At 37.0% G+C, this 12,577-nt stretch carries 8 protein-coding genes; all 8 read right to left on the bottom strand.

The window, feature by feature from the left end:
- Positions 1 to 20 precede the first annotated feature (20 nt).
- The 8 genes from JIV24_RS03435 to JIV24_RS03470 all read right to left on the bottom strand — a co-directional run bounded on the left by JIV24_RS03435 (position 21) and on the right by JIV24_RS03470 (position 12,563).
- Complete coding sequence (locus tag JIV24_RS03435) at positions 21 to 950, bottom strand: CPBP family intramembrane glutamic endopeptidase (RefSeq protein ID WP_200463603.1); 930 nt, start codon at positions 948 to 950, stop codon at positions 21 to 23.
- 274 nt (positions 951 to 1,224) lie between these two features.
- A complete protein-coding gene (locus JIV24_RS03440; RefSeq protein ID WP_200463604.1) occupies positions 1,225 to 2,676 on the bottom strand; it encodes a DUF3360 family protein in 1,452 nt (483 codons plus the stop codon).
- 461 nt (positions 2,677 to 3,137) lie between these two features.
- Complete coding sequence (locus tag JIV24_RS03445; RefSeq protein ID WP_200463605.1) at positions 3,138 to 5,642, bottom strand: DUF294 nucleotidyltransferase-like domain-containing protein; 2,505 nt, start codon at positions 5,640 to 5,642, stop codon at positions 3,138 to 3,140.
- 150 nt (positions 5,643 to 5,792) lie between these two features.
- Positions 5,793 to 6,371 (bottom strand): acetate uptake transporter, encoded by a 579-nt coding sequence (locus JIV24_RS03450; RefSeq protein ID WP_200463606.1) that lies wholly within the window; start codon positions 6,369 to 6,371, stop codon positions 5,793 to 5,795.
- A 310-nt stretch (positions 6,372 to 6,681) separates the two neighbouring features.
- Positions 6,682 to 8,736 carry a molecular chaperone HtpG gene (gene htpG, locus JIV24_RS03455; RefSeq protein ID WP_200463607.1) on the bottom strand — a complete coding sequence of 685 codons (2,055 nt, stop codon included), beginning with the start codon at positions 8,734 to 8,736 and terminating at the stop codon, positions 6,682 to 6,684.
- Between the two features lie 629 nt (positions 8,737 to 9,365).
- On the bottom strand, positions 9,366 to 10,379 hold the full coding sequence (locus JIV24_RS03460) for an ABC transporter ATP-binding protein (RefSeq protein ID WP_200463608.1): 1,014 nt from the start codon (positions 10,377 to 10,379) through the stop codon (positions 9,366 to 9,368).
- Positions 10,372 to 11,418, bottom strand: a complete 1,047-nt coding sequence (locus tag JIV24_RS03465) for an iron ABC transporter permease (protein ID WP_200463609.1) — start codon at positions 11,416 to 11,418, stop codon at positions 10,372 to 10,374. The genes JIV24_RS03460 and JIV24_RS03465 overlap by 8 nt, the downstream gene beginning before the upstream one ends.
- On the bottom strand, positions 11,418 to 12,563 hold the full coding sequence (locus JIV24_RS03470; RefSeq protein ID WP_200463610.1) for an ABC transporter substrate-binding protein: 1,146 nt from the start codon (positions 12,561 to 12,563) through the stop codon (positions 11,418 to 11,420). Before JIV24_RS03470 ends, JIV24_RS03465 begins: the two co-directional genes overlap by 1 nt.
- Positions 12,564 to 12,577 lie beyond the last annotated feature (14 nt).

Genomic DNA, 12,577 nt, shown 5'->3' on the forward strand with positions numbered 1-12,577 from the left:
CCGGTACTAAATCACTAACATTAAACCTTCCCGACTTCAATTTTAGTGAATAAGGTTTTTATCTTCCATCGATATTTAAAGGCAATCGCAGCAAAAATAATGACCTGAACTATTATGAAAGGCAGTATTTCTTCTGGAACATTAACCTCTTTCAAAAACAGGAGTGCATCGGTTTTTAAAGCACTATCTTCTGTAGTTACAAAAACACTTGAAAATACATTATTAGCTGCATGCAAGCCAATGGCGATTTCAATGCCATCATCCAATACCGAAATTATCGCATAGCTCAATCCGACTATGGCGTAAAATGGCATCATCATCCAAAAGCCATGTTTATCAACTTCAGGGTTAAAAGCATGAAGTAAGGCAAATAATATGGTAGGAATAATTATTACTGCCAGGCGATTTCTAGTGAGTCTGGCCACTCCCCTTGCAATGTAACCTCGAAACATGATTTCTTCATAAGCTGACTGAAAAGGAATTAACAGAAACGAAACAATGGCCAATGGAATTAATGCATCCCAGTTAAGTCGCATTTCGTAATCATTGATATTCAAATAGTAGTCTGTAACCAGGAAAAATGCCTCCACAACAAAACATACAGCAAACCCAATAATTATCCTTCTCCAGCGAATAGTATTTGTACCGTTTAATACGTTTTTAAAGCTCTGCCCATGAAAAGGTTTATATAGTACCACAAAAGCAATGAGCATACAAATAAATACAAACACCATCAGAGCTAAGCCTACAGAAGAGTTTAAACCATAGGTTTCAGGAAGCATTAATGAGACATCCTCCTCTTTTACACCTTCAGGCAAATCAGTGATGGCACGAGCAATCAAAAAAGGAATAGCAGCTGGCAATTGCGCAAAAAAGGGAATAATAGTTAGCATTAAAAGGTATTTCCACCATTCATTTTCTCCTTTAAAAGCACTTTCTAAATGTTTCATAGTTTGAGTAAAGTTTAGACTACAAATTTAAATTATTCATAAGTGCAATCCTTACCATTAAAGTTTGTTTTAGGTTGGTTTATCAAAAAAACATATCGTTTGAAACCGAAGAGTAGACCATTTTCGAAACATCAGAAAATCTACAACAAAATCCTATAAACCTGTGAGAATAGTTTAACACTATTATAATTACCAATTTGGAATGACCATTTTAGCGAACACAAAAAACGCCCAAACTTTCGTTTGAGCGTTGATATATAATGATTGCTAATATCTAGAATATTCCTTTAATACCTGGTAATTGCCCCACTAAACCTAATGCAACTACACAAACAATAAACATTACACTAGGAATAACAAGCTTCTCAGTCCAACTAAGTTTGCTGGCTCTTTCACGATCACCAATTAATCCTAAGTTATCTAACAGCATCGTTAGAGCCCAACCAAATACTGGGTTTACCAATGCACTTGCAAAAATACAAGTACCTGCACTTAACGAATCTTGTTGTTTCTGAATCATTTGCATACCAGCCTCAAGCAACGGCAAGAATACACCAACAATTAATGCAATACGCAATACAGGTTCCCACATGGCTAAATCCATTGGGTAACCTAAAACCCCAGCCAAGATACATAAGATACCTGTAAGAATTGCACCAGCAGGAATCGGACGTTTTGCTATTGCTGCAGGAATCATGTAGGTTCCCCACGAAGATGCGATATTACCTCCACCAAGAAAAGCTCCTATTGCCTGACGAATGGAAGCCACAGTCATGGTATCATCAACATCCATCAATACATTCTTTGCCTGCTTAGGGTAGTTCATCTCCTGAAATACACGGTGCCCTAAATAATCAGGCGACCACATAGCTACTGCTAAAATCGCAAAAGGAATTACTGCAATGTAGTGTTGCAAATTTGGCCATCCTAATTGCCAACCAGTAGTTTCACCCCACCACCAAAATGGATTCATATGTGGTAATCCGGGTTTTGTGGTAAAAGCAAAATCAGCTCCCATTGAGAAGGCAACAATACCTGCAATGGCGGAACACAAAGGAATAGCTAACCAACGTTTACCGATACGAGCGAGGTATGCATATATTATAATGGTAATACCAATAACTACGAAAGAAACTGTACTTACACCACTGGCTTCGGCCCAGCCATTAAATTTACCTATCTGCCCAATTAAACCAACAGCACCAAGGTATATTAAAAGTCCACCACGTACTCCAACACCAGTAAGGGTCATTAACTTTGAACCTCCTTTAGTTATACTTAAAAGCAGACCAAAGAAACCGATTAACACGCCTAATGCTAGAGGGTGTCCGCCGGCTGCTGCAATTATAGGAATTAAGGGAATCATTGGACCATGAGTACCCGCCAGGTTAGCATTCGGATTAAGTATAGCAGAAAATAAAATAACGAAAATACCTCCCGCAATCAATAATTCAAAACGAACATTTTCGGCTACAAATTCAGGAGCCAATCCAAATTGCACAGCAAATGCTGCCACCATTGCCGTTACCATCACTACCTTACCAATTGTAGCGGCTAATGCCGGCACTAAATCTTCTAATTCAAAACTAAAATCCCTGAATGGCAAATTAAGTCGCCATTTTCTGAATTTCATAATGGTTAATTCGTGTTCCAGATACTCAGTTCTGTTATTAAATTCTTTAGAGTTTTTTCTTTGCTCTTTGTATGAGCGTTGCTTGTTTTCCATTTTCAACTATATCTTTATTAATCTTCTTACCAAAAAGAAACGACAACAGGTTTACAATGATTGGTTAAAGCGGTGCAAAACTAACAAAATCATTTCGCAAAGCAAATGATTAAAATTTACGACTATCTATTGACTATGAATACACTAAAGAAGTATTATACTTATGATTAAATTACTAATAACCAATAACGCTTTAATATTAAATATCCATAATCGATATACGTCAGATTCGACAAGAGTTATACATAACTATGTATCAAAGCATAACAATCCTTTAAGATAGTGGTCATCCACTATCGAGTAGTGATATTATTTTATATAATTTCTTTATGTAGATTTTATTTAAACTGAGTCAAACACAAGGGTTGTTTGTTTACAAACCGAATGATTCAAGTATATAATACGAAAAGAGGAAACGAATTCGTTCCCTCTTTAAATCTTTTCAATCACTTATCTCTTTCTTAAAAGCTCTTGTAATCGGCATTTACTTTTGAAGGAATTGAGTTAACTTCCGAAAAGACTTTTTTCAATGTTCCAACTTCGATTTGAGTCAACTCTTCAATATCAATGTTATTATTGGGCTCACTACCCTTCAGCTGATCTGCTGCCTGAAATCTGAAACGTAGCTGCATCAGGTAATTATAGGACAAACTTAATTCCTCATACATAATTTTAGGAATGTGTTCTTCTTCGTATAGCCTTTTAATTCGTGCTAAAGTGTTCGTTTCATCAAAGCCGTATGTTAATGTATATAATCTTGAGAACTTTATTACAGGCATTAATATCATTTTAACATCAATACTTTTGTTATTAGACGATAAATTATTGCCAACAATATTCCCAAACACACCAACTGGTGACTTATAATTACTTACTGATTGTGCCATATTAAACAAAAACTGCTTCTTATTTCGTACTTCATCGAGCATATAGCTTTTTAATGAATCAACCAGTTCATGGCTACCATAAATACCTCGTAAATCAAAAAAGATGCTTGCTTCTACAACACTTTCTATATCGTTACTATTAATCCATTTCTCAAAGTAGTTCTTCCAGACCGACCATGGTTGATTCCATTTAGGATTACTGGCCATAATACCACCGGTGCAATAATTATAGCCTAAGTTATTTAACGAATCCGAGATAAAATCGCCTAATTCCTCAAAATATATTTTAACATTTGGTAGAAGCTCATCCGGCACATCTTCAAATATAATCGCATTATCCTGATCCGTTTTCAGACTTTGTTCCATGCGGCCCTCACTTCCTAATACAATAAAAGCAAACGCACATGGAGCTTCCCCTACTCTCTCAATGCCCAATTCAATAATTCGTTTTGTTATAGCATCAGTAATTGAGGTAATTATACGCGTAATATTGGCCGTATTATCACCACTTTGAACCAAAGCATTTACCAGCACAGGCACCTTTTTATGGATATCGATTAACTCTTCATTTGTTTCGGCGATGGCTATTTCTTTTATAAGATACCCTACCGTATTTTGTTGCATGCTTGTAACATCGTGATAGGTAATAAAGCCTGTGAACTCATTCTCATCACTGAGCGTAACAAGTGAAGTAACTTCTTCGCGATTAAACTGCAAATGCGTTTCATATAAGAGTGCATTCTCCGGAATTGTGACAATTGGCGCTGTCATTATTTGTGCTGCAGGTATATTTATACTTTTATCCTTAGCTAACACTCTTTTCCTGATATCGCTATCAGTTATAACACCCATTAAATACCCTTTATCCTTCACGAACATATAATGGCATTTCTTTTTCGTTATAAGATGAGCTACCTCTTTAACACTTGTATTGGGTGAACAACTTATTAATTCGCGAATTAAAGGTTTAATGGGTTGCTTCATTAACAATAGCGATGTTTGCAGCTCGCTTGCCAGTTTTTCAGCTTCCTTCTCAAGCCTAACTTTCTGCGATACTTCTTTGGGAATAATGATGTAACCATCCTGATTATTGTAGTTAACCTGGGAAACAGCAATAACTACATTTTTCCTGACACCATTAGAACAAAGCAAATCTGTTTCAATTGATGCAGAAACCTTATTATTAATCAGAGATGTTTTAATGTCTTCCCAATTAATGGTAAACAAATCTGAGAGATTCTTTTGCTGAATATCATAGGTATCGTATCCTGATAAGTCGCTGAATTTAGAATTACAAAAAATAATTCTCTTTTGTAAAAACATGATAGTACCTTCCGTTGAAGCGTCAACCAGTGTTTTGTATTTCTGTTGTGATAAACGCAATTCATCAGTCAACCTCATTCTTTTACGCTCAATCAAATGACTTTGCCTGATAACAAACAAAAGAATAAGCGTAATGATTGATGAAATAAGTAATGATATTCGAAGCAACCTACTTTTAAGTGTTTTTATTTCTGCTTCTACGTCATCCAGATAAATGCCCGTTCCAATAATCCAATCCCAGGGCTCAAATTCTTTAACGTATGATAATTTTGGCACAATCTGGCTCGCATCATCTTTCCATTGCCACATGTAGTTAATAAAGCCATTACTATCATCCTCAACCACTTTCGTTGCTTCGACAAATAGTTTTTTGCCGTTGGCATCTTTATAGTCGTTTAAGTCGCTACCAACAAGTTCAGGAAGATATGGATGCATTATCATCTTTGGTTCCTGATTAATAATCCAAAAATAATCTTTACGTTCATTACCATATCTAATTTCCGAAACACGAGCAATAGCTTGAATCTGTGCCTCTTCCCTACTTAAATTAGACTTTTTGTATTCATTCTCATATTCTTCAAATAAACTCCAGGCCGTATTAGTAAGTTCAGATATCATTTCCTTCTTCTTATTCATAATAGCACTTTCATAGGCAGGAATAAAAATAAAGTACAATGAAATAACGAATAGAATTACGGTAAGAAACGTTGGAACAACAATGCTTACGAAGAAGTTCTGGAACTTATTATTTGACATGCTTATGGCTTTTGTTATTGCTAAAGTACCAAAGTATTTCAAAAAAAAGAGGGTCTCCTATTAAGGAATCCCTCTTATTATTGAAATACTATGATAATATGCTTTAATAGTGTGCATATTTAACACACTATAATTGTACCAAGATAAATATTAGTAAGGCATTGGCAATATTTGCTTTCCATACACTTCAACGAGTAATGTACCTATTGAAATGTATAGAGCTGTTGCACCACAAATAACCCCTTCTATGCCAGCTATTGTATGAATCAAGTGACTACCAGTAAAATTGGCTATCGCTAATAAAGCAAATAACACTACAACAGTTGCGAACAAAAACATCATAGTTTTGGTCATTTTGAAGGTAGCAACCCAAAAACCAACAGTATAAATACCCCACACTGTAAGGTAATAGCCCATTGCTGTTGCTGAAGGAGCTTCACCTAATCCCATTTTTGGGAATATCCAAATAAACACTAACGAAATCCAAAATGCGCCATATGAACTAAAGGCCATCATACCAAACATGTTGTTTTTCTTCCATTCAAGCATGCCTACAAGAATCTGAATTAAACCACCCATCATGATTCCCATACCCATAATCATTGTATCCAGACCAAACAAACCAGCATTGTGCAGGTTTAATAGGATTGTTGTTAGTCCGAAACCGGCAAGTCCAAGAGGAGCCGGATTAGTTGTTACATCTTTAGCGATGAAAACTTTTTGTTCCATTTTTTCTGGTTTTTAGAATATTTCGTGTGCGTCATATTCTACTCATAAGGTTAAGTAAATACGCGCTTACTATTAAAAGCGGCGCAAAAATAGATAAATACTGGGATTTATAAGCTTTTATAATTCATGACAAGCATCTTATTTTGTTAAATGATGTTAAGGAAAACAGGCGGAATTAAAAGCTATACTGAAGTTTTACGAATCTACATACTCAATGAGTAGTTAAACCTCAACCAGAAATAAGTATAACAAAAAAAAGAAAGCCCGAAACATACGTTTCGAGCTTTTCTCCTGCATTTATGATTACCTTTTAAATTAGGTCAATACTACGCTTAACAAACTTCGTTAAGGCTTCTCCTTTCAACATATTGTTAGAGAGAAGTGCTAAATCAATTAATTGAGAAACTAATTTATTGGATGATGCAAACGAAGCTAATTCTTCATCTTTTTTACCATTCAACTCAGTCAGCTTCTTATTGATATCATCTAACTCATCTTTATCGGCCTGAGGTATTTCTTCATCTTTCTTGCCTTCCTTCGCCTTTTCCAGTTCAGCACGCTTACCGTCTAAACCTTCAATCTTATGACGTAAAGATGATACCTTCTCTCCTACTTCTTTTTCTTCATCTTCGATGATGCGGTTAACCAATGGGTGATTACCGTTTACAACCAAGTTGTAGCTATCAGGCATTTCACCATAGAAGTTCATACCGCCACCACCTAATGCACTCATTTCTTTCATACGACGCATAAACTCCTGCTGCGTAATCATCACTGGCGAATCTGTTTCTTCTAATGCTTCAAAAGTTACAATGAAGTTTTTCTTATCAACGTTTGGCACTTGTGAGCTAAAGATGCTAGTTAAGTCTTGCTTCTGTGCTTCAGTTAATTTTAACTCAAGGTTTTCAGCTTTTGGAATTAACTTTTCAGCAATATCACTATCTACACGTACAAAGCGAGACTTCTCAAATTTACTTTCCAGGTGATTAACAAAGTGGCTGTCTAACTGACCATCCAGTACAATTACATCGTAACCTTTGTTTTTAGCTGCTTCAATAAAGCTAAATTGAGCATCAACATCCGTTGCATAAAGATAAACCAACTGATCATCTTTATCGGTTTGGTTATCTTTAATGATGGCTGCATACTCATCAAAAGTGAAGCATTTACCATCAGTATTCTTCAACAAAGTGAATTTCTTAGCTCGATCGTAGAACTTCTCTTCTGTTAACATGCCATACTCAATGAAAATCTTCAAATCGTCCCACTTGGCTTCAAATCCTTCACGATCTTTTTTGAAAATATCTTCTAAACGGTCAGCAACTTTCTTGGTGATATGGCTCGAAATTTTCTTCACATTACCATCGCTCTGCAGATATGAACGTGATACGTTCAATGGAATGTCTGGAGAATCGATAACACCATGTAACAATGTCAGAAATTCAGGTACAATTCCTTCAACTGAATCGGTTACATAAACCTGGTTGCAATAAAGCTGAATCTTATTCTTCTGAACCTCTACATTGTTCTTCAATTTTGGAAAGTAAAGAACACCTGTCAGGTTAAACGGATAATCTACATTTAAATGAATGTTGAATAATGGCTCATCAGTCATTGGGTATAAACCCTGATAGAATTTGTTGTAATCTTCATCTTTTAACTCAGAAGGCGTACGCGTCCAAAGTGGCTTCGTTTCATTAACCACATTGTCTTTATCAGTCTGCTCTTCCTTACCATCTTTCCACTCTGTTTGTTTACCAAACACTACTTCTACCGGCAAGAAACGACAATACTTTTTCAAAAGACCATCAATCTCGCCTTTTGTTGCATACTGCTTATTATCTTCATCAATGTAAAGAACAATGTCAGTACCTCTATCTTCTTTTTCAACTTCTTCAAGTGTGTACTCAGGACTACCATCACAACTCCACTTAACAGCTTGTGCATCATCGCGGAAGGATTTGGTAATGATTTCGACCTTTTCAGACACCATAAACGATGAGTAGAAACCTAAACCGAAATGACCTATAATGGCATTGGCATCCTTTTTATATTTCTCCAGAAACTCATTAGCCCCAGAGAAAGCAACTTGGTTAATATACTTATCAATCTCTTCAGATGTCATACCGACACCGCGGTCAGAAATTGTAATGGTCTTTTTATCTTCATCAAGAATAATACGAACAGGAGCGTCGCCAATTTCACCTTTGAATTCGCCTACCGAAGCTAATGTTTTTAGCTTTTGAGTAGCATCTACAGCGTTGGAAACCAATTCGCGCAAGAAAATTTCATGATCTGAATAAAGATACTTTTTGATGATTGGGAAAATGTTCTCCGTAGTAACCCCAATATGTCCTTTTTGCATCGTTACAAATATTTATGTTTTTAACTTTCAAATTAACGGCACAAAGTTATCAAAGGCTGTGCCATTAGTCAATGTGTGACAAAGCGACAGCATGAGGTGACAGTGGGTTGAAATTTTGGCAGAGAAAATGAATTAGAGATTTATGATGAATGATTTATGATGTAAGAAAATAAGCACAGAGGCTTAGAGACACAGAGTTTTAATAGGCAAAGTTTTAGAGTGAAATGCATCGACATAAAAATAGTTTACGAAAGACTTAGAGGCATCGCCTGATGATTCGGAGGTACTTTCGTAAGCCATAGAGATATCTCCGAATGTTTCGAAGACGTTGCTGAAGAGCTTGGAGGTATCTCCATATGATTCATCGGCAGTGCCGAATAATTCGGAAGTACTTTTGCATGCCATAGAGATATCTCTGAATGTTTTTGAGACGTTGTCGAAGAGTTTAAAGGTGTCTCTATACAATTCTGAGGTACCGCCGCACGACTCGGCGACAGTTTCGCAAGCCTCAGAGGTGCCTTTGAATGATTCGGAGGCGTCGCTGAAGAGCTTGGAGCTATCTCTGAATGCTTTGGTGGTAATGCCGAATCATTCGGCGATAGTTTTGTAAGCTTGAATATAACAATGAATCAATCCAGGGTAATCTGTTCTAGTAAATCCTCAATGGTTCTCAACTCATGTTTACTTCCATCTGTTTGGTGAAGAACATATGCTTTATTGGCTTCTTTATCAACTTCTATTTGCGGATAGTCACCTTCTGTTTCTGTTGTTTGATAGCCCTTGCGATTAAGGGCATGACTTAACCATTTGTATTCAATTCCAGCCCCAACAACCCGAATGGCTTTTAATTGCTTTTGCTGTACTTTAAATGAACCACGCTCATTATCAAACAGAATGCCTTCTTTTTCGAAGAAGCGACGAAAGCCATCTGCCAACACCAAATCTTCAGGGATGCCTGATTCCAGTTCTCGCCCTTGACCCAATAACCATATTTTATCGGCCAATTGAAGCGCCAGGTCTAAATCATGCGTTGAAAGCAAAATACCTTTTTGTTTTTCCTCAGCTAATTTTTTAAGCAATTGTACAATTTCAATCTTACTAGGTAAATCCAAAAAGGCGGTAGGTTCATCCAGAATAATTAACGGCGTATCCTGCACCAAAGCTTTTGCTATCATCGCTTTTTGTCGCTCACCATCACTCATACACACCAATTGACGATTGGCAAAACCCTGCAAACCAACATCATTTATCGCCTGCATCACCAGTTGCTTGTCATGTTTACCAATGGTGCCAAAAAAATCGGTGTAAGGCGTTCGCCCCAGCGCCACTAAATCAAACACCGTCATGTTAGAGACCTGTAATTTTTCGGTCAATACTACACTCACCACCTTGGCCAATTGATTACGCTTGTATGATTCCAAATGTGTACCATCAACCAAAACATTACCTGATATTTTTGGAATAAAACCACTTAGGGTTTTAATAAGCGTTGATTTACCAGCTCCATTAGGCCCCAATAAACAGGCAAACTCACCTCGATGTAATTGCACGTTTATTTTGCTATGCAAAACCAATTGCCTGCTACTGCCCTGATTGTATCCAACGGCCAAATTAACGGATTCTAATAGTGCTGTGTTATCCATTCATATTTAATTTGCGACGTTTGATAATAACCGATATAACAATGGGTGCACCTATTAAGCCCGTAACTACATTAATAGGCAGCGCACCTTCAAAACCAGGTAATCGGGCAATTAAATTACAAAATAAGGCCAATACCGAACCAGCAACTATTACAGCTGGTAAGAGTACTTTTTGATTACTGGTTCTAAACAAGCCTTTGGTTAAATGGGGCACTGCCAGACCTAAGAATGCAATTGGCCCACAAAAGGCGGTAATAGATGCTGTTAGTAATCCTGTACAAAACAATATGGCTAAACGTGTATGTTTGATATTTATCCCAAGGTTTTCGGCATAGTTTTCACCTAAAACAAGCACATTTAAGGGTTTGATAAGCATTAAGCTGTATAGTAAGCCAATAAGCACAACCGGGATTAATACTATAAGATGCTCCCAAGTGACATTCGAAAAACTTCCCAAGCCCCAAATGACATAGGCATGAACATCTTCCTTCGGACTGTAAAACTTCATAACACCAATAATGGCAGAAGCGGCATAACCAACCATAATTCCAACTATCAGAAGAATGGTATTATCGCGTAAGGCCTGTGCAAAAAATACGATTAACAACAAGATAAGGAAGGCACCAAGAAATGCAGCTCCAACAACTGTCATATGCCCTAATAAACCATAACCACTGATACTTACACCAAGTACATTACCGGCAAACAACAAAACTAATGCTACACCCAAACCAGCTCCACTACTAATACCAAGTATAGATGGTCCGGCTAGAGGATTTCGAAATAGTGTCTGCATTTGCAAGCCTCCCACTGCTAAGCCAGCACCTGCCAAAACAGCAGTTATGGTTTGTGGTAATCGTGATTTAAGAATAATTGAATTATAGGCATTCCGTGATGCCTCTTCACCTAACAGTACCTTTAAAATATCTTCAAATGGGATAGCTACAGAACCAACACCAATATTTAGGAGGAACAATACCAGAACAAGTGTTGCCAACAGCACAAAACCCATGATCCATTTATACCGATGCTCTTCCATTACTTTTTATCTAATTTATGAAAGTAAATCGCTTTGTGGTTTTCTATAATTCCTGGATAAACAGCATCAACTAAATCTGCAAGCACTATATGCGGTTGCAGCAGTCCTTTTTCAAAATACAATGAGTGCGAAGCGTTGGTCACCACCATGTTCTCACTTTTGAATGCTTCAAAATCGGTGTAACGTTTATCGATCTTTTCAATTTCGGTATAACTAATCGCCAGTGGATGGTTAATAATCAAAACCCAACAATCGGTATGTTCGGCTTTGTCAATTATTGTTTCATAATCGAGCGACAACGATCCTGTTCCCTTGGTATCCTTATATATATAATCAAAGCCCGCATCGTTAAAGAAATTAGCCATATAACTTTCACCAGCTGGCGTATACCATATACCTTGATAGATATGCCCGGTAAAAACCGATTGACGTATTGAGATGTTTTGTACAGATTTTTTAACTGCCAGATATTCTCTTTCAATGGCATTAAATTGACGTTTGGCCTTTTCGCCTTTACCAAGCAACTCCCCAACAAACACGAGCCACTCGGCACGTCCAAGTGGTGTATGTTCTAGGTAATCGGCATTGGTTACAACTGGAATGCCTGCACTTGTTATGGCCGAAAAATGATTGTCTTTAAATGGAGATACCATCATAAAATCTGGTTCGACATCGACCACCACTTCAATATCAGGCGCAACAGCCATTCCTACATTACGAATGCTGCCTTTTTCAATACTGCTTTGAATAAAGTCATCGGAAATATACTGAGGCTCAGCAACTGCCGAAATAGTATTTTTCATTTCAAGCTTATCGGCATAATTAACCATCGTAGATGAAAGCGCAATCCATTTAATGGCCGGATAATCCAACACATAATCATTCGTTTGTTGGAGTTTTGCTTTTAACTCAGCCGTTTCAACCAGGGCAATGCTTTCAAATTTAGTTTTATCACCCCAAGGGTCATTTAGTACCAACTGTCGGTATCCATCATAATACTTTATAAGAAAACCTTTAGCGTATTTTGGTTGATATATACTATCAGGCTCAGCAACAGAAAGTCGTTCTTGATTGCCTTTGTTATTTGACTGACACCCAAATAGAAGTAGTAATGCAGCGAATAGTAATGTCGATATTTTAACCATCTCTTTTTCTCCCG

Source organism: Carboxylicivirga marina (genome assembly GCF_016612505.1).
In the GTDB taxonomy this organism is placed as follows: domain Bacteria; phylum Bacteroidota; class Bacteroidia; order Bacteroidales; family Marinilabiliaceae; genus Carboxylicivirga; species Carboxylicivirga marina.

What these genes read in the sequence shown, in the direction of transcription:
- JIV24_RS03435 (WP_200463603.1), bottom strand. Translation starts at nt 950, where the DNA reads ATGAAACATTTAGAAAGTGCTTTTAAAGGAGAAAATGAATGGTGGAAA.
- JIV24_RS03440 (WP_200463604.1), bottom strand. Translation starts at nt 2,676, where the DNA reads ATGGAAAACAAGCAACGCTCATACAAAGAGCAAAGAAAAAACTCTAAA.
- JIV24_RS03445 (WP_200463605.1), bottom strand. Translation starts at nt 5,642, where the DNA reads ATGTCAAATAATAAGTTCCAGAACTTCTTCGTAAGCATTGTTGTTCCA.
- JIV24_RS03450 (WP_200463606.1), bottom strand. Translation starts at nt 6,371, where the DNA reads ATGGAACAAAAAGTTTTCATCGCTAAAGATGTAACAACTAATCCGGCT.
- htpG (WP_200463607.1), bottom strand. Translation starts at nt 8,736, where the DNA reads ATGCAAAAAGGACATATTGGGGTTACTACGGAGAACATTTTCCCAATC.
- JIV24_RS03460 (WP_200463608.1), bottom strand. Translation starts at nt 10,379, where the DNA reads ATGGATAACACAGCACTATTAGAATCCGTTAATTTGGCCGTTGGATAC.
- JIV24_RS03465 (WP_200463609.1), bottom strand. Translation starts at nt 11,418, where the DNA reads ATGGAAGAGCATCGGTATAAATGGATCATGGGTTTTGTGCTGTTGGCA.
- JIV24_RS03470 (WP_200463610.1), bottom strand. Translation starts at nt 12,563, where the DNA reads ATGGTTAAAATATCGACATTACTATTCGCTGCATTACTACTTCTATTT.